The organism is Collinsella sp. OF02-10 (genome assembly GCF_003463445.1).
Taxonomy (GTDB): Bacteria; Actinomycetota; Coriobacteriia; order Coriobacteriales; family Coriobacteriaceae; genus Collinsella.
Map to the genome: position 1 here is coordinate 1 of NZ_QSCW01000025.1, position 22984 is coordinate 22984.

The window sequence follows — 22984 nt, forward strand, 5'->3', positions numbered from 1 at the left end:
ACGGAGAGCATTTCCCAGTTGACAAAACTATAGGAACACCCCCCTGTTCAGATGCTGTGAGGATGTTGACAGATTCTTTGCCGCAAGATTAGACTCACCGATTAAACGTACTGTATCGTTTAGATAAACAAGCTGTGTCTCACCGATGAAAGGAGATGCCATGACACCGATCGCTCCGCTCAAGATGCTCGTCGCGCCCGCCGCCAAGGCCATCACCCGACTCGGTTCTTCCATGACCTACGACGATGTCCCCTGCGCCGTTGAGGCGCGTTCGGACAGCTGCCCCTACCTGGGCCACGTCCCCTACTTTGCACCCAAGCTCGCATCTGATCCCGAGCAGCGTGAACAGTAATCCAAGATGCATCTAGTACCGCACAACTCGCGGCGCTACTGTTTTGGTGCAAAATAACCTGACCCCTATGCGCCAACGCCGGGATTGTCGATGCTGCGGCCGCGGCGCGATATGAGGCGCGAAACCTCGCCCAGCAACACGCCGATCACCACACCCATGAGGATCGGCAACTTTGACATCTCGGCGGGCGAGCTGTTAAGCGGCACGATTGTCGCAACAATGGAAAGCACGAGCTCTACCACCGGCACCGCAAGCGCCACCGCAAGCACCTTGCCCTCGAAGGGCGCGCGGAACACACGTGAGCGGTCGTCGTATTTACGCAGGCGCCAAAACGCCGGGAACATCGGGATATAGCTCATGAGCAGAAAGACGACGTTCATCGAGAAGAAGACCCAAAAGACGTCGGAACCTTCGCCCAGCGGAATCTGAAGTAGCAGCACCAAGCTGGCAAAACAACCGTTAATGAGTGCTGAGCCGTTGGGCATGCCGGTCTTCTTGGACACCAGCGCAAAGGGGCGCGGCATGTTGCCGTGGCGCGCGGCATAGCTCGCCACGTTGTTGACGCCAAAACTCCAGCAGATCATGTTGGCGAACAGCGTCACCAAAAAGGCCACGCCCACGACCATCGTCAGCGGGTGGCTGCGCCCCACCATGGCGGCAACCGCGTCCACAATGCCCGAATCGAGTGAAAGCTGCTCGGTGGGAACCGCGGCCCCAATACCGATGCCACAGATAATGTAGATCGCCGCGATGGCAACGCCACCGGCGATAACCGCCTTGGGGATATCGCGCGACGGGTTCTTCATCGTGCTGGCAAAGGTCGCGACCACCTCAAAGCCCATAAAATTGAAGAGGATGATCGAAAGATACGTCAGTGAGTTAGTGTCTCCCAGATCGGGGACAAAGGTCTTAAACGACATATCGTTGGCAAAGCCGTTGTTGCAGGCAAACCAGATGCCGACGATTCCCACCACGGCGGTAATGAGCACCTTGATGACGGCGCCGCCATCCATGACCCAATCGGCCTCGGCCACCGGCTGCATTGCCATGACCGTGACGCCCCACACAAAGGCAAGCTCGATGGCAATTCGGACCCCAAGCGAAAATTCGATGCCCCACACCGCATTAATGACACTGGGGAACATGCAGGCGATACTTGCCACCCACAGCGGAAAGTTAACCCAGTAGCACCAAGAGCAACGGGCGCCCCAACGGTCGCCCAGGCCCAAGCGAACCCAATCGTACAGGCCGCCCTCGGAATCAAACGCCGTACCCAGCTCGGCCACCACCAGACCATAGGGAAGCAAAAACGTAATGATAAGGAAAATCCACCAGAAGAACTGTACGTTACCCATGGCAGATGCCGGAGCCGCCGCCTCGATGGTAAACACGACGCAGATAACCGAAAGGATGACCTCGATCAGGGAGAACTTTTTACCTGCCATGGCGCGCGCCCCCTACAGCAAAAAGGATGGCATCTGTACCGAAGGCGCAGCCCAAGGTAGGGTTGCAGGCCGCGTCACCGGTGCAGGTGCCATCCCAGAGAGAGGAGAGGATGCATTTGTTGGACCAACGCTCGCGGAACAGGCGCGTGTAGATAACGATACGCTGGTACATAGATACTCCGATCAAAACGGCCGCGTTCACGACCGATAACTTTCGGCAATTGAAGACGCGTCTGACCTGGGAAATTCAAGCGAACAATTGGCCTAACCCGCAAAAAATCCCAGGCCAGACGCGTACTCAATCAAAGAAAAGGGCACTCCGAAGTGGAGGCAACGGAGTGCCCAAAGAAAAACCCAGCCGACCAAGACATCAAGTGACCAGACCATCAATGCCCCGAGATGGTCACGGTGCGATTCACCGACTGTCCGATTGATCGGCTGGGTTTCCGAGGTGCGGCAGATTGCCCTGAAAGAGGAGGGCATAGACCTTAAGGGTCATGCCCGACGATTGAAGGGCAAGGTGCCGTGCCTCGGGAAGACAGACGTTTACTCGGCGTGCTCAGGTGCGCCAGATTGGCGCGAACGAGGAGCGTAGCGTACTGACGCTACGTAAGCGACGAGTGAACGCCAAGGTGGCGTGCCTGAGTTACGCCGAGGGCTCCTGCTGGGTAATGCAGTGGATATTGCCGCCACCGAAGACGACCTGCTCGGACTGAACGCCGACGCACTTGTAGACACCCTCGCCCCAGACCTCGTCGTAGATCTTCTGGAGCGTGTCGACGGCCAGCTGGTCGTTCTCGTCGCCGTACTGCGGGACGATAACGCCGTGGTTGGTCACGAGGTAGTTCATGTAGGAGGCGATCAGCGGCTCGTCGGGGACGCGCGGCTCGGCGTTCTCGTCGGCGTCGATGGTGTCGCAGGAAGCCTGGTCCATGAACAGCGGGTTCACGGGCATGCAGAGCTTGTAGACCTTCATCTTGCGGCCCTTGGCGTCGACGGCGTTGGAGAGGGTCTCGTAGGCAGCGTGGCACTGCTCGTAGAACGGATACTCGGGATCGTCGGTCCAAATGCAGGCCATGACGCCCGGCGCGATGAACGTGGCGACGTCATCGATGTGGCCGTTGGTCTCCTCGGGGTCGATACCCTCCTTGACCCAGATGACCTTCTCGACACCCAGGTAATCCTTGAGGTGCTCGTCCATGTAGGCGCGAAGCTCCTCGCTCCAGGGCTCAAACTTCTTGCGGTACTTGGGCCAGATGGACTCGGGATCCTCTTCCTCCTCCAGAACCGCAGAGCAGGTGCGGCCCGGGGAAAGCAGGCACTGGTCGGTCACGACAAGGGTGCCCTCGCCGTCGACGGTGATGGAGCCGCCCTCGAGGATCATGTCGTCGGGACGATAGCGGCGGCAGCCGGAGAGCTCAGCCATCTTGAGGGCGATCTGCTCGTCCTTGTCCCACGGGAAGTACAGGCCGTCGACGAGGCCGCCGTAGGCGTTGAAGTGCCAGTGGTTGGCGCGCTTCTCGCCCTTGCCGTTGATGACGTAGGTGGCGGCAGTGTCGCGGAACCAGGCGTCGTCGGTGGTCATCTCGATGACGGTGACGTTCTCGTCGTTCTCGAAGACGGCCTTGCAGTTGGCGTAGTCGACCTGGTTGGCGCACATATAGACCGGGGTGAACTCGGAGATGGCGCGGGCGATGGCGGCATACTGCTTCTGGGCCGGCTTGGCGCCGTGGGCCCAGGTGTCGGTGCGGTGGGGCCAGCCCATCCACACGCGATCCTGCGGGGCGAACTCGGCGGGCATGAAGAAGCCGTCGGCCTTGGGGGTGGACTCGGACTCGGTGATCGTACGCATAAGATTTCCTCCAAATCGAACGATCGCTTGCTGCGGGCGGGTTACCCGCAGCCTAAAACCAAGAGATGGTAGGCGCCCGTTCCCCGGCAAAGGTCGGGGCGCCCGGTGCCGGTTTTCACGGAATCGCACCGGCAAGCGACGACGTAACCAAGTGCGCGGAGACAAAACGCACGAAGGATACGGAAGAGAGATTGGGGTGGGCGGTGGTTACCGGAGCTATCGCTCACACCCACCCCGGGGGAATGGTTAGCAAACCTGTCGCTTGGACACGCCTCCGAAGAGGCTAGAGTGCCCGGAGTCGGGAGCGACAAGCCCGACGAAGCGCGCGTTGGTACACGAGGAGGGTTGGAGCCCCAGAACCGGGTGCTCTAGTTCTCCTCGGCCTCGGCGGCCTCCTCAGCGAGACGCTGGGCTGCGAGCTCAGGGGTCAGACCCTTGTACTCGGTCTCGCGGCCCTTAGCGCTGACGACGCGGACGACCTCGCCGATGAGCACGAGCACGATGAAGATAACGATCATCGGGACCTTGTCGCCAATTTCAGCAGCGGAGAACGGGATCAGCGTGGCAACGATGGCAAGAACCAGCTCGATGCAGGGGATGGCCAGCATGACCTTCATCATGGCGCCCTTAAACGGGAACGTGAAGATGCGCTCACGGTTGGGGTCGTTCTTACGAAGGTTGAGGAACGCCGGGAACATCGGGATGTAGGTCAACAGCAGGAAGACGACAGAGGTGCCAAAGAGCATCCAGAAGACACCGTTGGAGATGGCGTCGATGGGAACGAGCTGCAGGCACAGCACCAGGGAGGCAACGACAGCGTTGACCAGGTTGGCGCCGTTGGGCATGTCGTCATCCGAGATCATCGAGGCGAAGACCTTGGGCATGTTGCCGTGCTCGGCAGCGTAGCGAGCAACGGAGTTAACGCCGAAGGACCAAGCGGCCATGTTGGCGAACAGGGTGATCAGGAAGGCGATGCAGATGACCTTAAAGATCATGGAGTCGCCCACCATGGTCTGGACTGCGACGATCATGCCGTAGTCGGGATCGATGGAGTCGGCCGGCACGGCGGCGCCGATGCCAAAGCCAGCGAACAGGTAGATCACGGCGATGGACAGGCCACCGACGATGATGGCCTTGGGGATATCGCGAGCGGGATCGGCCATGTCGTCGGTCATGGTGCAGATGACCTCGAAGCCCATGAAGTTAAAGATGATGATCGACAGGTAACCGAGAGCGTTGGTGTTGGTGAGCTCGGGCAGGAAGGTGGCAGCGGACATGTCGTTCGCAAAACCGTTCTCCATGGCATACCAAATGCCCAAAGCGCCAACGATAACGGCGACGGCGACCTTGATGATGGCGCCACCGTTAAGGACCCACTCGGAGTCGGCCGCCTTGGAGCGGCCCATGAGATAGACGATCCACACAAAGGCAAGATCGATACCCATCTTGGCGATCAAGTTGAACTCGACGCCAAAGACCATGCCCAAAATGTCGGGGAACATGGTAGCCAGCGAGGCGATCCACAGCGGGTAGTTGACCCAGTAGTAGTACGAGATGCGGGCGCCCCATTTGTCGCCCAGGCCATCGCGTACCCAGTCGTAAATGCCGCCCTCGCCGTCATAGGTGGTACCGAGCTCGGCAACAACCATGCCGTAGGGAAGCAGGAAGGTCAGGATCAGGAAGATCCACCAGAAGAACTGCTGGTTGCCAATGGCAGCAGCAGGAGCGGCGGCCTCGCAAACGAAGACGACGCAGATGATGGTCGAAATGACCGTCAAAAAGGAAAGCTTTTTCTTTCCGTCGCTCATGATGAGCTCCTTCGCTCAGTCTTGGACAGATCCGAGGCCCAAGGTACTAAGGCAATTGCCTGAGCCTCGGTGAGCGGGCGACAGGAGACGAGCATCCGCCGCCCGCAAACGTGCGTTTAGCAGGCTTAAGGCTTAGAGCTGCTCGAGAGCCTCGAGAGCGGCGTGAAGCTCGGCCTTGGCGGAGTACTCGACACCCTCGTCGTTGAGCGGGGTGCGCTTGCCCAGGGCAGCGAGGAGAGCACGGATGGAGTGCTTGCGGTTCTCGGCCTCGACCCAGCACAGGGAGCGCTCGGGATCGTCCATAACCTCGTCGACGACTTCCTCGTTGCGAGTGGCCGGCAGGCAGTGCATGAACTTGGAGTTGGGGCCGGCGAAGTTCATCATGTCCATGGTGACCTGATACTTGGGGTAGAACACGTCCATGTAGTTCTCGCCCGAGACCTCCTCGTCGTACAGGCCATACCACACGTCGGTGTAGATGAAGTCGGCGCCCTTGATGCACTCGATGTCGTCGGAGATGACGACGGAGCCGCCGGAGACCTTGCAGTTCTCCTCGGCGATGGCCATCATCTGCTTGCCGAACTCGGCGCGCTCCTCAACGGTGCCAACGTGCAGGCCGCCGTCGGGGATCTGGTGGCCCTTGGGTCCAAACTGGACAAACTTCATGCCGACCTTGGAGGCGATGAACATGAGGGAGACGCAGACCTGGGTGGCGTCGCCGATGAAGGCCAGGGTGCAGTCCTCGATCTTCTTGCCCTCGGGGAGGTTCTCGAGCATGGTCATGAGGTCGCCCATCTCCTGCGTGGGATGGTTGAACTCGGACATGCCATTGATGACGGGCACGGCGGAACCCTTGGCGAGGCCGACGACGTCCTTGTGACGGTCAACGCGAGCCATCATGATGTCGAGCAGGTCGCCCATGACGCGAGCGGTGTCGCCCAGGGACTCGTGGCCACCGAGCTGAATGGTGCCAGGGCCATAGAACTGAGCGTGGCCGCCGAGGTCGCACATGGCGGTCTCGAAGGAAAGACGGGTGCGGGTGGAAACCTGCTGGAAGATCATGCCAAGGCTCTGGTTGCGGAGCAGGTGCGGATAATAGCCGTCAACCTTGATGGCCTTCTTCATTGCCAGGCCAAGATCCTCGATAGCCAGGATCTGCTCTTTGGTGAAGTCGTTGGTGTCGATGAAATCCTTAGGCAGCGCCATGTCGATTCCTTTCCGCCGGTCGTGCCGACTATTGCTATGAGGCGCTCGAACATCACGCCTCGTGTTGACAAGACCATCATTCACCCGTATGCAATTTTTACCTAGTTTATTCGGGATTAAAGACCGTTCACGGAGTTACATCCCCTCTAAACCAATATAAACCCGCAGGTAGCCAGCTTGCAGGGGGTTTACTATCTAGAACCGCGAACGGTATACGGCTATGCTGTATCTCGGCGCCTAATCCGCAATGGAACGAAGGGTTGAGACGTCTATATCCCACAAGGTATACAGGGCTCGGCCATAGATGAAATGAGATGGGACGGTGGCAGATGAACACCCTGATGTTCTTCTATACCCTAGCGATACTCGTGATCTGTATTGTGACGGCAGTGCTTTCGCTTGCCGCCTATGCCTCGTCTCGTCGACGCTTCTTTATCTATGGCAGCGGCGTTTTTATTTGCTATGCCATCGAGATGACCGAGATCTTCTTTTTTGAATACACGTTGCAAAACCAGAGTTTTCCAGCCAGCGACTATTACTCAATTACCATGCCTGTGTTGCGGACCCTTGTGGCGACCGCTTCACAAGCTTTTATCTGGCTCATTGCCATGGACTTGCTCGACAAACATTCAAAAAAGCAGTTTGTTATTCCCGTCGCAACGTTCTTCCTGAGCGAGCTGCTGATCATTGTCGCTGTCCCCTACGGCCCCATACATCAATGGCTCTACTACACGATGCGTCAGGTATTCCTTGTATTTGTGGGACTGTATATCTTTTGGACGGCGCATAAAAGCACGCAGGTCGAGCTTAAGGCGCGCGTCAACAATCAACGAAAGCACTTCATTATCGGCGCCATTCTGGTCGGGTGCATCGTTGCCGAGGATTTCTACAACATCCTTGTTGTTCCCATGAGCCTGGCACCCTCTTGGCTGCAGCTGTACCTGTCCGAGCGCAACTTTAGCGAGAACATCTTTGCGTGCTACTTTGCGATTCTGCTGATCATCTATGCCTATCACGTGCTTTCGATTCGCATGCAGGAGGCGCCCGAGGAAAAGAACGTCAGCGATCTTGATCGACACATCGAAGAGCAGATGCCCTTCTATCGCAACGCCTACAAGCTCTCCAACCGCGAAACCGAAGTCATGCGTCTGGTTGTGTTGGGCAAATCGAACCAAGAGATCGCTGACGAGCTCTTCCTTGCCGTGGGTACCGTCAAGACCCACATCCACAACATCCTGGTCAAAACCGAGCAGCAAAACCGTACGACCCTGATCCTCCACTTTTGGAAACGATAACCTACCAAAAAGGGACAGGTTTATTTTGGCAGGTTTTATCTGGGCAAATGCCAAAACCGCCGCGAGGGAGCTACTTTCCCTCGCGGCGGTTTTCTAGCAGTAAAACCAAGTGAGTAGGCTTTTGGCGGGATGCCGAGCACGCCCCAAAACGCCACAGCCCTGACCTGCGGTTTTGTTGAGCGTTTGTCGCAATGTGCTCGGCAGATCCAAAAAAGTCTACTCACTTAGTTTTGAGATGCATCAGGCGGGCAAAAAACCGCCGCGAAGGGGGCCCGGCTTCCTTCGCGGCGTTTGTTCGCTGTGGTTATGCGGCGGTTTTGCCCGCTCGCTACTCGCTGTAGCGGGTGGCGATGGCAGCTCGCACCATGCCGGTGCTCATGAGGTACGTTACCAGGAAGTAGCCGCCGTAGGCTGCCAGGAAAATCGCACAGGTGAGGCCCACCGTGCCGCCGATGCTCATGTTGCCAAACGTGCTCACCAGCTCGATGATCACCTTGAGCGCCACAAAGGAGTGCGCCAGACCCACTGCCAGCGGGAACAGGAAGAACACCGCTTGCTGTGCCATCACCGAATGGCGAATCTGGCGGTCGTCACAGCCGATCTGCGCCAGCACGCGATAGCTGCGGCTGCCATCTGCCACGTTGGAGAGCTGCTGGATCGACAGAATTGCCGCGCATGCAACGACCAGTACAAAGCCGATGTAGATAGCCAGATAGCTAATCATGCCGTTCATCTGCGCTGCCTGCGTATATAGCTCGGAGCGTATCATGAAGACTCCCCACGAACCCGGCTCCTTGCCGTCAACGAGCAGGTTGTCGAGCATAGTGTATTTAATGAGCTCATCGGCCTCGGCAACATCCATCCCTCGCTTGTAGTTAACGAGCAGGTTGCTGGCATACGGCTGCAGATTAAGCTGGGACAGCAGCTCATCGGCAACGACCACGGTACCGGGATTGCTACCGAGCCCCGAGTTGGCGATGGCCGCCGTGTCCTTGTCCGACTTATCGGTTGCGGGCTTGAGCTCATGCCCACCCAAGGTGAGGGTATGGCCGCCGGCCATATATTTGGTGTACAGGTCGCCCAGCTCACCGCCCATATCACACGTAAGCACGTACTGGTCGCGGCCAATGCTCACCGGCTCCTCGCCCATCATCTGGCGCAGCTTGTTGTACTGGCTCGCCGGCGTCACAAACAGGCCCATATCATCGGCATTGCTACCCTCGAGCACCTTGGGGAGCTTTTCGCCCATGGCCTTGCACATCTCGCCTGCAGCTACCGAGGGACCCGAGCCGCCAAGCGGGTAACTCAGATACGAATCGATCTGCACATGCTCACCGGCAACATCGGCGATATTGACCTTTTTGCCGGTCTCGTCGTTGTTGTCCGCCGACTTGCGCTCGCCATGCCATGCAGCGTACAAATCGACCGTTGCATCGGCCAGCACCATGCGATCGGCCTCAGACGGATTGACATACTCCTTGTAGTAGTCGAGCGTTTCGGGCGTGTAATAGACATACGTCTGAGACACGTCAACAGGGTTATAGCGCTCGAGGTTTTCATTCATCACGTTGGCGATCGACATACCGCAGGTCACCGAGGTAATGGCCAGAAACAGGATCATCGCGATAACGCCCATCGAAAAGCACACCGTGTTGACCTTGGCCGCAAGCTGGCGCACGGTAAACATGTTGAGGCCGCGCCAATACACGCTGCGCAGGCTCTGCAGCAGCTTGATAAGCATGCCCGAAAGGCCCCAGAACAGGGCAAAGGTACCCACCGTAACCATGGCCGTGGTGATACCAAACTGGTTCATGGCCTCCTGCAGCTTACCCTCCGTCGCGGTGAGCGGGAACCCATCGCGCAACAGGCGGTAATAGGCCACGCCCACCAGCACCACGCCCACGACAAAGATGGCGATCGCAATCCAGGGGTTGCGCGTCTTGATGCTCTCGTTGCGCCGCTCGGCGCCCATAAGCTCGATGAGCTTGGTACGGCGCACGGCGCGAAGGTTCAGCAGTAGCGTAAGCACAAACATCACGAGCATGCAGGCAAGGGTCAGGTTGAACGCATGCACCGAGAAAAAGAAGTGGAAATTAGCGATCTGTGTCTTAAAGAGCGAGGCCGTAAAGAATGTCATGAGCTGGGAGAGCCCCACGCCCAGCACAATGCCGGCGACAAAGGCGCCGACCGAAACGATCACGGTCTCGAGCGCCATGATCGTGGCGACGCGCCCGCGGCGCATGCCGAGCACCTGGTACAGGCCGAACTCCTTTTTGCGGCGCTTCATGATGAAGTTGTTGGCATACACCATCAAAAAGGCCATGACGCCGGCCAAAAAGTACGTCAGGTAACCGAGCATGCTGCCCATGAGCTCGGACAGTCCCTCCTCCTTGATGCCGGCAATGTCGACCTGCATCGAGACGGTATTGAAGGCATAGAAGACCGTGACACCCAGGGTGAGCGTCAGCAAGTAGACGAGGTAGTCGCGGCCGGCGCGGCGGACGTTGCCCCAAGCGAGTTTACAGAGCATCGGAGCCTTCACCGCCCATCATGGCAACGACCTCCATAATGCGGTCGAAGAACTCTCGGCGGTCGGTGTCGCCGCGGCGCAGCTCGGTGAAGATCTTGCCGTCGCGGATAAACAGCACACGGCTCGTGTAGCTGGCGGCAAAGCTGTCGTGCGTGACCATGAGCACGGTGGCACGCAGACGGCGGTTGAGCGCCTCCAGGCTCTCGAGCAGCAAGCGGGCGCTCTTGGAATCGAGGGCGCCGGTGGGCTCGTCGGCCATGATCATAGTTGGGTCGGTGACGAGCGCGCGAGCCGCGGCAACGCGCTGCTGCTGACCACCGGACATCTGGTAGGGGTACTTGTCGAGTACCTGGCTAATAGACAGACGCGCGGCCACATCCTGCACGCGGGTCGAAACTTCGGCCGAGTTTGTGCGGGCGATGGTGAGCGGCAGGGCGATGTTCTCGCGTGCCGTGAGCGTATCGAGCAGGTTGGAGTCCTGGAAGATAAAGCCGAGCTCCTCGCGGCGGAACTGCGAAAGCTTGGCCTGCTTCATGCGCGTCACATCCTGGCCGTTGATGCGGATCGTGCCACTTGTGGCGCTATCGATGGTCGACACGCAGTTGAGCAACGTCGACTTGCCCGAGCCCGAGGCGCCCATGATGCCAACGAATTCGCCGCGGTTGACGGTAAAGCTGACGTCGTTGAGCGCACGGGTCACGTTGCCCAGCGCTCCATATACCTTTTCGAGATGCGCGACCTCCAGTACCGGGGCCGCCATGTGCGTGGTTTGCATACCGAGTCCTTTCTTGCGATTAGTCTACGGCATCTATAGTCGCAAGAAGCCGAGTCGGCTACCATCGATATGGCTTACGCTTGCCTTACCGTTGCGTAAGGTAAGCGTAGTCTGCCATGTGTTGATGTTGAGAGAGGGCTCCTGTTGAAGACTGTTCATGTTGCCGCTGGGATCATTCGCAAGGATGGATCTGACGAGCTGCTTGCCGTGCGGCGCGGCTACGGCGACATGCAGGGACTATGGGAGTTCCCAGGCGGCAAGCTCATGCGCGGCGAGACACCCGAAGACGCCGTGCGCCGCGAGCTTATGGAAGAGCTGCAGGTAAACGTTACCAACCTGCGTGATTTTTACACCGTTGAGTATGACTACCCCGATTTTCATCTCTCAATGGAGTGCTATTACTGCTCGCTGGCTAAAGAGTCCGGCGAGCCCCAGAAGCACGACCGTCAGCTTGATATCCGCTGGATTCCACGCACCTCGCTTGCCACGGTGGAATGGATGCCCGCCGACAAGGGGCTCATTGATGCTCTGATTGAGTTAAAGGAAGATCGGCTTGAGGCAAGCTCCGCCGATGACGCCGCGCCCAACACAACCGACAAACCCGCCACCAAACCCAAGCGCGCACCTAAACGCCGCAGCAAAAAGCGTCCCAAGCCCGGTCTGCTCGACGGCATCGATACCTCGGACCTCTCCGCTGACGAGCGCGAACTGGTCCGCCGTCGCGCCGCCATCAAAAAGTCCATGAAGGGCAACAAGCGCGCCAACACCAAGCCCGAGCTGCTCGTACGTCAGCGCCTACGGGCCGCGGGCCTTACGGGCTATCGTTTGGAATGGAAGGTACCCGGCAAGCCCGACATCGCCTTCCCCGGCCGCAAGATCGCCATCTTCGTCAACGGTTGCTTTTGGCACCGCTGCCCCAAGTGCAACCCAAGCCAGCCCAAGCGCAACGTTGAGTTTTGGGAGGCAAAGTTCCGTCGCAACGTCGAGCGCGACCGTGCTGCTGTGGCAGCGCTCACTCAAATGGGCTGGACGCCCATAACCATCTGGGAATGCGAACTCAAAAAAGACCGCATCGACGCCACGATGGAAAAGGTCATCGAGCAGGTGCGCGCCACAGAGCCGCAGCGCTAACAGCGAGCATTCACACGCTCCGCACGTCCGCGCCACATCCACGTCACAAACCTTAGAAAGCCCTTAAGCTCAAAACCTTTCAAGAGTGTTACTCGATACCTCTGACCTGCAGTTTCATCGTAACACCAAACCAGGTTAAGCCTTTCTTTAGCGCTTCTTTGCGGCAGCCGCGGCATAATACTGCCAGCGCACGGGACCTAGCAGCAAACCCCGAGCGCAACCTTTTGGTGGACATCGAGGAGGCCGCATAAGCATGCATTCTTCCAATGACGCAACACAGCAGCCATCCCTAACACATGCAGACCTTTTCTCCTTCCCCCCGACACAGAGAAATGGCCTCCTCGACTCCCCCACCACAAAAGCAAAACGCTCAACCGACCAGAACCTCAACTTGCGAGCATCGTTCGAAAAGCTCCAAGCATCCCTAAACAAGGCGTTCCCCGAACAGGCAAGAGCAATCTAAGCCCATCGCGCTTTATACTGATGCCATGCGAAACATGGATCACATAGAATTGCACCGCGGAGGACGCGAGGAAGCGTTTCCCGAGACCGCCGAAGACTGGCCCTATATTGCCGAACGCGCAGAATTCGCTCGCTATCCGGGCAATTCCGTCCCCTGGCACTGGCATTCCGAAGTTGAGCTTTTCTACATGGAGCAGGGAGCGATTGACTATCGAACGCACGCGGCTCATGAGCACGTACGCTTTGAGGAAGGGTCCGCCGGCTTTATCAACGGCGGCGTATTGCACAGCACGCTGCAATCACCCAATTCGGCGCCAGCCATTCAAATGCTGCATATCTTTCAGCCGTCGATGCTCGGCGATCCCGCGGGACGTCTCCAAAAGCGCTACATCAACCCATTGCTTCAATGTCGAGGCGTCGATGTGCTCAAATGGTCGCCCACCAATCCCGACGATATGCCCTTTATCGATTTGCTGAAGAGCTCCTTTAGCCACGACCTTCAACGGCCGCAGAACGAGATGGCGCTTCGAAATAGTTTGTCAGAGCTCTGGATTCAGATTAACGCCAAGGCCGAACCGCTCTTTTCTTCCGACGGCGCCTCTTGGATGACCAGCCGCGACGTACAGTTCAAGGCAATCCTGGACTTTATCCGCGCAAACTATGCAGCCGCTATAGATGTGCCCCAGATGGCATCTGCAGCCGGCGTAAGCGAAAGAGAGTGTTACCGCATTATCGAAACTTGTGCAGGAACGACCCCGGCGGCATATCTACGCGCATACCGCATAAACCGTGCTTGCGAACTTTTGGCACACACCACGCGAACGGTACAGACAGTCGCGCGCCAATGCGGATTTATAACAGCAAGCCATCTTGGCCAGGTATTTAAAGAACAAATGGGGTGCACTCCTTCGAGCTATCGAGCAGCGAGGCAGAATCTCGATAGCACCAGGCAGAAATCCCGCTAACCCTTCTTCTGTCACTGCATCAAACTTGCAGGCAAACAACAGAGAGGAGCAATCATATGAAGCACTTTGACCATATCGTATTTGACGTTGATGGGACATTGGCAGATACAGAAGAAAGCGTTCTGTCATCGCTTGTCCAGATTGTCCAAGAAGAGACCAGCAAAACGCTTCCCCGACACGAGCTTGACTTTGCCCTCGGCATACCCGGCAAGGATGCCCTTGAGAAACTTGGGATCTACTCGCAGGCAACGTTGGATCGCTGGTGCCAAGTTGCCGCCAGCTTTAAAAGCACTATCAGCGTGTTTCCAGGCTTGCTTGAAGTCATCGCAACACTCGCCGATAGCGGCTGCAAACTTGGCATCGTCTCCTCACGTGCGCGCGACGAATACGCAAAAGAAATTGCACCCCTTGGTTTCGATAAGTATTTTGAGCACATCATCCTTGTCGAAGACACAACCGAACATAAACCCGCACCCGCACCCATGCTCGAATATCTCCGACGTGCGGGCGCGAATCCTGGCAACGTCGTCTACGTTGGCGACACCGTCTACGACGAACAATGCGCAACTTCAGCAGGGGTCAGTTTTGCCCGAGCAGCATGGGGATCACACCAAGATATCCCAAACGCCACCTACAACCTCAAAACCCCCAACGACCTACTAACCCTAACAACCAAATAACCCACGCGTCCCACCCTTTCAGTCCCAACACCACAAGGGCGATTGAGCAGAACGGCTTGGGCGGGTCCCCGTACTTAGTTTCCAAAATCATTCCGCAGCGCGAAGGCTTCTTATTATTTTCCGCCCTAACGCCACAAGGGCGACGACCTCGAGTAGGTCAACCTGGGAGGGACGAGGGCTTAGTTCTCCAATCTTTCCGCAGGGGGCAAAAAGCCTCGCCGCACGAAGTGCGCAGCGAGGCTTTTTGCATGCCCGAGGACGATTGGGGAACTAAGCCCCCGTCCCTCCCCGGGATATGTAGCGAGTCGGAGTACCCTTGCTGTTACTCTGCCTTGCCCACAGAGTTGAGGTTGGTCATGCGGATCTTAACCAGCTCGGTGATCTCACGCATGCCCTCCTTGGCCGGCTTCTTGGGGTCGAAGCAGGCGGGGTTCTCGGCCATGTAGGTCATGAAGCCCTTGGTGTAGGCCTGGCGCAGCTCGGTGGCGTAGTTAACCTTGCAGATGCCGTTCTTCACAGCCTCGGCAACCTGCTCATCGGGCACACCGGAGGTGCCGTGCAGAACCAGCGGCACGTCGACGGCGTCGCGGATGGCCTTGACCACGGACTGCTCGATGTGCGGATCGCTCGTGTACACGCCGTGGCTGGTGCCAACGCCAATAGCGAGGGAGGTGCAGCCAGTGCGCTCGACGAACTCCTTGGCCTCGGCCGGATCGGTGTAGGGGCTCTCGCCCTCAACCGCGGGACCGTCGTCCTCCTTGCCGCCAACCTTACCGAGCTCAGCCTCGACGGGCACGCCCATGGCGCGGCCAGCGTCGGCGACGGACTTGGTCAGGGCAATGTTGTCCTCGAAGGACTCGTGCGAGCCGTCAATCATGACAGAGGTGTAGCCGGTGCGGAAAGCCTGCATGCAGCGGTCATAGCCATCGCCGTGATCGAGGTGCAGGGCGACGGGCACGGAAGCGCGCTCGGCGGCAGCCTTGACCATGCCGTAGAAGTAGTCCAGACCAGCGGTCTTGATGGTGCCCGGGGTGGTCTGCATGATGACGGGGGACTTGGTCTCCTCGGCAGCAGCCAGAACGGCCATAACAAACTCGAGGTTCTCAACGTTGAACGCACCAACGGCGTAGTGGCCGGCCTGAGCGTCCTTGAGCATCTTTTCGGTGGTAACAAGTGCCATGAGCGTTTGCTCCTCTCCCTCGCCCGCATCTGGACATCGGGCGTACGTGTCCGCAAGGCGTTTTACCTTGCGTTTTGCTTCGCTCATTGTATGAAATTCAACGGCTCTGCATGTGCGAGATATTGAGCCCATGCAGGTCAATACAGTCGTTTTTGAAAAGTAAACGGAAGGAATTGGAACTGAGTGGGCGTGTTCGATATTGAATTTTGGGCGTTCAGCGTCTTTCTTTTATAGAAAAAGTAAGTAATCGAAAGGCGTTTTCTTACTTAAAAAGAAAATGAACGAAAATAGACTCAACACAATTCCTGCAAATTTCAGACGATGATGGAGCGGATATGGCCCATGCAACAACCCGAGCTTTCGCCGATGAGCGGCGTGCCGCCATCATGGAGATGCTCGAACATAACGCCTCGGTGCAAGTGGCAGAAATCGCCCAAACCTTTGGCGTGTCCTCCGTTACCGCCCGCGCCGACCTAGACGCGCTCGCCGAGTCCGGCAAGCTGCGCCGCACGCATGGCGGCGCTGTGTCGCTCCAGAAGCGACTGACCGTATCCACCCAGGATCGCCGCATCAACGTCAATGTCGCCGCCAAGCAGGCCATCGCGCAAAGCGCCATTGAACTCGTCGGCAACGGCGACACCCTGCTCGTAGACTCGGGCACCACCGCTCTCGAGTTTGTCCGCCTGCTCGACCAGCGCGATGGCATCACCGTCATCACGGCCGACATTACCATTGCCGATTACATCGACGAGAGCATGCCCTCGGTCGATGTCGTCATGCTGGGCGGGACGCTGCGCAAAGGTCATCGCTATCTGTACGGCCCACTTACCATGCAGGCGCTCCAAATGGTCCATGCCGATCTGGCCGTCATGTGCCCTGGCGCTTTCGTTCCCGGCTGCGGCTTTACGACCGACTTTCCGCAGATGGCCGAGACCAAAGCGGCTATGGCCGGTGCCGCCCGCCAAAGTATCGCCCTCATGGACGCCAGTAAGGTCAACGGACGTGGCATGTACCGCTTTGCCGAGCTGACCGACGTCAACGCCATCGTGATGGACCGTGACCCCGATCACGCCGTCGCCACCTCAATCGCCGAGGTCGCCGACGACGCCCGCCCAAATCTCCTCATCGCCGGCGCTTAAACAAAAACCACCACAAAGGTGCCTGTCCCCTTTGTGGTGGTTTGAGCGTTAAAAGTGAACGTGTCGTTACTTGGAGAGCTCGTCAGCGAGGGCCTCGATCTGAGCGCGCGAGGCGTCGTTGAGCGAACCCAGGACAGTCACCTTGTTCTGCGTCAGGGTGATGTCCTTCATACCCTCGAGCTCCTTGGTCATTACCTTGGCGGCAGTGGGCGCCCAGGAACCGGCCTCGACAAGCGCCACGGTACGGTTCTGGTAGGCATGCTCGGCAAGCGTGTGGATAAAGGTGCTCATGAACGGGAAGATCTCGCCCTGATAGGTAATGGAAGCGAGTACCAGACGGTCATAGCGGAACGCATCCTCAACGGCCTCGGCCATGTCGTCGCGAGCCAAGTCAAAAACGGAGACCTTCTGGCCGCGGGCCTCGAGCGCAGATGCGAGCTCATCGACGGCGGCCTTCAGGTGGCCGTAGACGCTCGCGTAGGCAATCGTGATGCCCTCGTCCTCGGGCTGATAGCTCGACCAGGTGTTGTAGGTGTCGAGGTAATAGCCCAGGTTCTCGGTAAGAACGGGACCATGGAGCGGGCAGATGACCTGGATGTCCAAATCGGCGGCCTTCTTGAGCACGGCCTGTACAAACTTGCCGAACTTGCCCACGATGCCAAAGTAGTAACGGCGCGCCTCGCAGGCCCACCCTTCCGGATCTTCGATGTCGTTGGCGCCAAACTTGCCAAAGCCGTCGGCACTAAAGAGCACCTTGTCGGTGGCCTCGTAAGAGAACAGCACCTCGGGCCAGTGCACGTTGGGAGCGCCGACAAACGTTAGGCTGTGACTGCCCAGATCGAGCACGTCGCCCTCTTTGACGACCATCTTGCGCTCGGGGTAGTCGGTGCCAAAGTAGTTGATCATCATGCGGAAGGCGCCCATGCTGGCCACAATCTGCGCCTGGGGATAGCGCTCCATAAAGGCAGCGATGCCAGCGGAGTGATCGGGCTCCATATGGTGAACGACCAGGTAATCGGGCGTGCGGCCGTCGAGCACGGCTTCGATGTTACCGAGCCACTCGTCGACAAAACCGCCGTCGACCGAATCGGCGACAGCGATCTTTTCGCCCAAGATAACGTAGCTGTTGTATGCCATACCGTTTTCGGACACATCGTACTGGCCCTCGAACAGGTCAATGTCGTGATCGTCGACGCCAACGTAGCGGATATCCTTGGTGATCTCCATCAGGCAAAGCCTCCTAGATAGACAAAAGAGCCCGTCTATCATAGCACTCGGCTGCATCCCAACAGCTATCTGCCGGCATCCTTACCGATTGTTATTGAAATGCGATAAATCGCCGTTTACCAGCACAAACTATGAGCGCGGTATCGCCGTGCTATGTCGAATGATGAGCTGGCCGGGAATACGAATGGCAACGGTTTTGCCCACCGTACCCGCCTCGGGAACCGCATGCTCGAACACCTCGCGCCCACGCTGATGCAAGTCGAATCGAACGGTCGTGAGCTCGTTGTGTGCTACAAAATCATCGAGCGAATCATCGACGCCCACCACGCTCACGTCCTCGGGCACGCGCAAGCCGCTATCGCGCAGCGCGGCGATGGCACCGTTTGCCATCTGGTCGTTTGCCGCGTAAATCGCCGTCATGGTGCGGTCGTGCTCGGCCAGATATCTGCCGGCCTCGTAACCGCTGTTGGCAGACCAATCGCCCTCGAGCGGCGCCTGCGGCTTAATGTGTTTACGCTCGAGCGCATCCTGCCAACCGGCGCGACGAAATTGCTCGTCAACCGAGAACGACGGGCCACCAATATAGCGAATCCGCTCGTGTCCCAGCTCAAACAGGTGATCCATAAGCAATAGCGAGCAGCCGTAATGGTCGGAATCGACCGTGGTCACGCGCGGATGCGCGTACATGGTAACGATGACCGTGCCAATGCCCGGCAGTGGATCAAACGTCTCAAAATCGGGCGCCATGCGACTCATGCCGATGATGATACCGTCCACGGGCAGCGCGGCCATACGACGCGTGGCCTCGGCAAGCGAAAACTCCTCGGTCTTGGACATCTCGACCAGCGTGATGGCGCAATTATGCTCGCGAGCAGCACTGGCGATGCCGTCGATCATTGAAAGGTTGCCAAACTTGGTGACATCGTTGACGCACAGCCCGACCGAATGGTAACGGCCGTCACGCAGCGAGCGACCGGCATAACTCGGACGAAAGCCAAGCTCTTGCATAGCGGCCTGCACGCGCCGGCGCGTCTGTTCGTTAACGTTGGGCAAGCCGTTGGCGACGCGCGAAACCGTCTGCTGCGAAACGCCAGCAGCGCGGGCGACGTCGGCCATGGAGACCGGACGCGAACTGGTATCGTTGGACGGGCGCCTTGCCACAGGATCACCTTCACCCTTGAGAGATCTGAATAGCGTGAATGCCGGCCCGGGCAGAAATACATCCCGCGCCGAGGCCCGCTATCGTCGGACGCATGTTAACGTACTCTACTTTTTCTATCTGCATCTCTTCTGCTTTATAAGTCCATACGGCAGTACCGTTCACGGCTGAATTTCTACCGATTACCAGATTCTCAAAAAGTGATAAGTGTTGTGTTATGAGTACGTTAGCATAGCCCGTAACGTGCGGCATCGTAGATGCTGAGTTTATGCCGCTTCAAATTGTTAACGTACTCACTACGACGGAAAACTCGTCAGTATGCGCCAAGGAAAGGACCCTCATGACCACCCCCGACGAAAAGACACTCGCCACGCTCACCAAGCTGTTTGAGGAGGAGTTTGGCCCCATCGGCGATCGCCAGGTGCTCTATGTGCACGCGCCCGGCCGCTCCGAGATCAGCGGCAACCACACCGACCACGAGGGTGGCCACGTTATCGCCGGCTCGCTCGATGTCGCCGTTGACGGCATCGCCGTGGCAACCGATTCCAACAAGGTTCGCGTAGCCGACGAGGGCTATCCTACGTTTGAGATCACGCTCGACACGCTGGATGTCCAGGAGTCCGAGAAGGGCACGTCCGCAAGCCTCGTGCGCGGTATGGCCCACGAAATCGCTGCTCTGGGCGTTGAGCCCCAGGGCTTCGACTTTGCCTTTACCTGCTCCGTCCCCTCGGGCGGCGGCCTTTCCAGCTCTGCCGCCGTCGAGGCCGCGTACGGCCGTGCCATGGAGACGCTCTGGGGCGCGCCCGCCATTGAGCCCGTCACGCTCGCTCAGATGAGCCAGCGAACCGAGAACAACTACTACGGCAAGCCCTGCGGTCTTATGGACCAAGCCGCCGTGTGCCTGGGCGGCCTCGCCTACATGGACTTTGAGGACCAGGCTCAGCCTAAAACCCAGAAGCTCGAGCTCAACTTTGAGGATCACGGCTATGCGCTCGTGCTCGTTAAGGTCGGCGCCGACCACGTGGCAGCTACCGACGACTACGCCGCCGTTCCGCGCGAGATGCAGGACGTCGCCGCCGAGTTTGGCAAGGCACGCCTGTGCGAGGTCGACGTTGCCGACTTTGACGCCAAGCTCCCCGAGCTGCGCGCCAAGCTGGGCGACCGCGCTTGCCTGCGCGCCGTTCACTACTGGTACGAGAACGGCCTGGTCGACAAGCGCTGGGCAGCCCTGAACGCTGGCGACATTGACCAGTTCCTGGTCCTGACGCGCGAGTCCGGCGCCAGCTCTGCCATGTACCTGCAGAATGTCGTCGCCAAGCTGGGTTCCGAGCAGCCTTCCATGTATGCCCTGGCACTGGCCGAGCACGTGCTCGACGGCCGCGGCGCCGTGCGTATCCACGGCGGCGGCTTTGGCGGCACCATCCAGGCCTTCGTGCCGCTCGACCTCGTCGACACCTTCATTGCCAAGATGAACGACTGGCTGGGCGAGGACTCTGCCCGCCACTACGCGATTTCTGACAAGGGGGCTTACGCGGCATGGCTGTAATGACTGATGTGCGCGAAGCTGCGCAGAGCCTGATCGAATACGCCATCCATCGGTCTATGGTCGGCCAGGACGATCGCATCTGGGCCTACAACACTATTCTGGAGTGCATTGGTGCCACGGGTCCGGCGCTCGACATGGCCTGGGCGCTCCAGGTTGAGAAACTCTCGCTCTTGCACCCCAATACCCTGCCCGACTTTGATCTTGAAGGCACGCTTGCCGCGCTTTCCGAGGCCGCCGTTACCAACGGTGCCGCCGAGGACACGGCGTCAGGCCGCGACCGCATCGCCATGCGCATCATGGGTGCGCTCATGCCGAGGCCTTCGGTTGTAAACGAGGAGTTCAACGGACGCATGGGCGTCAACGAGCCCCGCGCCGCAACCGACTGGTTCTACGGCCTGTGCTGCGACGCCGGCTACGTGCGCCGCGCCGCCATCGCGCGCAACATCAAATGGAGCACCCCCACCAACTGGGGCGATCTTGAGATCACCATCAACCTGTCCAAGCCCGAGAAGGACCCGCGCGATATCGCCGCGGCAGGTGCCGCCAAGAACACGGGCGAGAAGTATCCCGCCTGCCAGCTCTGCATCGAAAACGAGGGCTATCCCGGACGCTCCGCCGCAGCCGACGGCGGCGCTCACCCCGCTCGCCAAAACCTGCGCATTATCCCCATCCAGCTCAACGGCGAGCGCTGGGGTTTCCAGTACAGCCCGTACGCGTACTTTAACGAGCACTGCATTGCCATGAGCTCCGAGCATCGTCCGATGCACGTCGACCGCAAGAGCCTGACCTGCCTGCTCGACTTTGTGGACCTGTTCCCGCATTACTTCATCGGCTCCAACGCCGACCTGCCTATCGTGGGCGGCTCGATTCTGTCGCACGACCACTTCCAGGGCGGCGCGCACGAGTTCCCCATGATGCATGCCGCCGAGGTCTCGCAGTTTAGCGTGCCCGGTTTTGGCCAGGTCACCGGCACTGTGCTGCAGTGGCCGCTCTCGGTGCTGCGCCTGCGCTCGCATGACCGCGCTCAGCTGCTCGACGCTGCCGAGAAGATTATCCTCGCCTGGCGCGAGTGGACCGACGAGTCTGTGGGCGTTATCGCGCACACGGCCGACGGCGTAGCGCACAACACCGTGACGCCCGTCATCCGCCGCGTCGACTCCCGCGGCAATGCCGGCGGCGAGATCTACGAGGCCTACCTGGCGCTTCGTTGCAACATCACGACCGACGAGCACCCGCTGGGCGTGTTCCACCCGCATGCCGAGTTTCACCATATTAAGAAGGAGAACATCGGCCTGATCGAGGTCATGGGCCTGGCCATTTTGCCGCCGCGTCTGGTTCCCGAGCTCGGCGCTGTCCGCGAGCACCTGCTGGCGGCCAAAGCCGATACCAGCTACGACCTTGCCGGCGCGCTCGAGGGCGACGACCTCTGCCGTAGCCATGCCGCGTGGGCCGAGGATGTCTATGCCCGCCGCGCCGACGAGCTTACGGCGGATAGCGCCATCGGCATCCTGCACGAGGAAGTCGGCGTAGTGTTTGGCCACGTGCTCGACAACGCCGGCGTCTTTAAGTGGGACGAAGCCGGCCGCGCCGCCCAGCAGCGCTTTATCGACTCACTGTAATGATCCCTTGGGGACGGAGGAAAACGGACTATTTCGTCTTCAAGACAACGGCGCCCGCCGGCAACATCACCGACGGGCGCCGTTTTTGAGTGTAGCCATTGGGGACGTTCTTAAACGACCAGTCATTAAAGAACGTCCATTACAGTCGAAATTGTCAGCCCGGGCCCGTCTCGGGCTACGATTGAGGCGCGCCCAGAACGGGCCGCCGACCGGGCGCCCGCGCACGGCCGAACGTCCCTGCCCCCGAGAGGGCCCGTTGGGTGCTGCCGGCGCGGGACGCGCCGCCCCCGACGGCTGATAGGAAAGTGCCGGGCAGGCGCCGCGGCTGGTAATGTGAGTGCCGAGGGGGAGGCCATCCGGTCGAACGACTACCGGAAGGATACCACCGTGAAAGCGCCATCGACCAGACCCGCGGCCGTGCTCGGCCTGGACGTCGGCAAGTCCTCCCACTGGGCCTGCCTGATCGACCGCGGCGGGGAGGTGCTGGCCAGCGCCCCCGTCCGCAACCGGGAGGGCGCTCTCGACGCGCTGTTCTCCTCCGCGCCCGCCGGCACGCTCGTCGTCGTCGACCAGTTCCGCAACATAGGGTCCCTCGCCGTGCGGCGCGCCCGCG

At 59.2% G+C, this 22984-nt stretch carries 19 protein-coding genes; 9 read left to right on the plus strand and 10 right to left on the minus strand.

What is annotated here, in order from left to right:
* Positions 1 to 160: 160 nt before the first annotated feature.
* On the plus strand, positions 161 to 352 hold the full coding sequence (locus tag DXA43_RS09340; protein ID WP_117766509.1) for a hypothetical protein: 192 nt from the start codon (positions 161 to 163) through the stop codon (positions 350 to 352).
* Positions 353 to 417: 65 nt separating this feature from the next.
* Here DXA43_RS09340 and DXA43_RS09345 read toward each other — a convergent pair whose 3' ends face one another.
* The 5 genes from DXA43_RS09345 to ptcA all read right to left on the minus strand — a co-directional run bounded on the left by DXA43_RS09345 (position 418) and on the right by ptcA (position 6663).
* Positions 418 to 1797, minus strand: coding sequence for an APC family permease (locus DXA43_RS09345; protein WP_117806975.1), 1380 nt, complete (start codon positions 1795 to 1797; stop codon positions 418 to 420).
* Positions 1787 to 1969, minus strand: a complete 183-nt coding sequence (locus tag DXA43_RS10290) for a hypothetical protein (RefSeq protein ID WP_117637033.1) — start codon at positions 1967 to 1969, stop codon at positions 1787 to 1789. The genes DXA43_RS09345 and DXA43_RS10290 overlap by 11 nt, the downstream gene beginning before the upstream one ends.
* Positions 1970 to 2443: 474 nt before the next feature.
* On the minus strand, positions 2444 to 3649 hold the full coding sequence (locus DXA43_RS09355; protein WP_022094159.1) for an agmatine deiminase family protein: 1206 nt from the start codon (positions 3647 to 3649) through the stop codon (positions 2444 to 2446).
* A gap of 368 nt (positions 3650 to 4017) precedes the next feature.
* Positions 4018 to 5457, minus strand: coding sequence for an APC family permease (locus tag DXA43_RS09360; RefSeq protein WP_022093785.1), 1440 nt, complete (start codon positions 5455 to 5457; stop codon positions 4018 to 4020).
* A 132-nt stretch (positions 5458 to 5589) separates the two neighbouring features.
* Positions 5590 to 6663 (minus strand): putrescine carbamoyltransferase, encoded by a 1074-nt coding sequence (gene ptcA, locus DXA43_RS09365; RefSeq protein ID WP_117654944.1) that lies wholly within the window; start codon positions 6661 to 6663, stop codon positions 5590 to 5592.
* Positions 6664 to 6992: 329 nt separating this feature from the next.
* On the opposite strand from ptcA, the gene DXA43_RS09370 reads away from it, so the two are divergent.
* On the plus strand, positions 6993 to 7958 hold the full coding sequence (locus DXA43_RS09370; RefSeq protein ID WP_158564982.1) for a response regulator transcription factor: 966 nt from the start codon (positions 6993 to 6995) through the stop codon (positions 7956 to 7958).
* A 328-nt stretch (positions 7959 to 8286) separates the two neighbouring features.
* Here DXA43_RS09370 and DXA43_RS09375 read toward each other — a convergent pair whose 3' ends face one another.
* Both DXA43_RS09375 and DXA43_RS09380 read right to left on the minus strand, forming a co-directional pair.
* Positions 8287 to 10488, minus strand: coding sequence for an ABC transporter permease (locus DXA43_RS09375; protein ID WP_117806977.1), 2202 nt, complete (start codon positions 10486 to 10488; stop codon positions 8287 to 8289).
* Positions 10478 to 11263 (minus strand): ABC transporter ATP-binding protein, encoded by a 786-nt coding sequence (locus DXA43_RS09380; protein WP_117806978.1) that lies wholly within the window; start codon positions 11261 to 11263, stop codon positions 10478 to 10480. Before DXA43_RS09380 ends, DXA43_RS09375 begins: the two co-directional genes overlap by 11 nt.
* A gap of 144 nt (positions 11264 to 11407) precedes the next feature.
* Between DXA43_RS09380 and vsr the strand changes: the two genes are divergently transcribed.
* From vsr to DXA43_RS09400, 3 genes are all read left to right on the plus strand, one after another.
* Complete coding sequence (gene vsr / locus DXA43_RS10515) at positions 11408 to 12394, plus strand: DNA mismatch endonuclease Vsr (protein ID WP_233540063.1); 987 nt, start codon at positions 11408 to 11410, stop codon at positions 12392 to 12394.
* A gap of 497 nt (positions 12395 to 12891) precedes the next feature.
* Complete coding sequence (locus tag DXA43_RS09395; RefSeq protein WP_158549316.1) at positions 12892 to 13821, plus strand: AraC family transcriptional regulator; 930 nt, start codon at positions 12892 to 12894, stop codon at positions 13819 to 13821.
* A 56-nt stretch (positions 13822 to 13877) separates the two neighbouring features.
* Positions 13878 to 14501, plus strand: a complete 624-nt coding sequence (locus tag DXA43_RS09400; RefSeq protein ID WP_089572377.1) for an HAD family hydrolase — start codon at positions 13878 to 13880, stop codon at positions 14499 to 14501.
* 322 nt (positions 14502 to 14823) lie between these two features.
* Here DXA43_RS09400 and DXA43_RS09405 read toward each other — a convergent pair whose 3' ends face one another.
* Entirely contained in the window at positions 14824 to 15681 is an 858-nt protein-coding gene (locus DXA43_RS09405) for a class II fructose-bisphosphate aldolase (protein WP_117802843.1), read from the minus strand.
* Positions 15682 to 16016: 335 nt separating this feature from the next.
* Here DXA43_RS09405 and DXA43_RS09410 point away from each other — a divergent pair, with 335 nt between their 5' ends.
* A complete protein-coding gene (locus DXA43_RS09410) occupies positions 16017 to 16820 on the plus strand; it encodes a DeoR/GlpR family DNA-binding transcription regulator (RefSeq protein ID WP_117806979.1) in 804 nt (267 codons plus the stop codon).
* 66 nt (positions 16821 to 16886) lie between these two features.
* Here DXA43_RS09410 and DXA43_RS09415 read toward each other — a convergent pair whose 3' ends face one another.
* Positions 16887 to 18047 carry an FprA family A-type flavoprotein gene (locus tag DXA43_RS09415; RefSeq protein ID WP_233540064.1) on the minus strand — a complete coding sequence of 387 codons (1161 nt, stop codon included), beginning with the start codon at positions 18045 to 18047 and terminating at the stop codon, positions 16887 to 16889.
* 129 nt (positions 18048 to 18176) lie between these two features.
* The gene (locus DXA43_RS09420; RefSeq protein WP_117806983.1) at positions 18177 to 19163 is read right to left on the minus strand and encodes a LacI family DNA-binding transcriptional regulator; all 987 of its coding nucleotides are present in this window, start codon (positions 19161 to 19163) and stop codon (positions 18177 to 18179) included.
* Between the two features lie 383 nt (positions 19164 to 19546).
* On the opposite strand from DXA43_RS09420, the gene DXA43_RS09425 reads away from it, so the two are divergent.
* From DXA43_RS09425 to DXA43_RS09435, 3 genes are all read left to right on the plus strand, one after another.
* On the plus strand, positions 19547 to 20752 hold the full coding sequence (locus tag DXA43_RS09425; RefSeq protein WP_117806980.1) for a galactokinase family protein: 1206 nt from the start codon (positions 19547 to 19549) through the stop codon (positions 20750 to 20752).
* Entirely contained in the window at positions 20743 to 22371 is a 1629-nt protein-coding gene (locus DXA43_RS09430) for a UDP-glucose--hexose-1-phosphate uridylyltransferase (protein ID WP_233540065.1), read from the plus strand. The genes DXA43_RS09425 and DXA43_RS09430 overlap by 10 nt, the downstream gene beginning before the upstream one ends.
* Before the next feature lie 387 nt (positions 22372 to 22758).
* Positions 22759 to 22984: transposase (locus DXA43_RS09435; protein WP_147344754.1), on the plus strand; the 226-nt coding region annotated here is incomplete at its 3' end.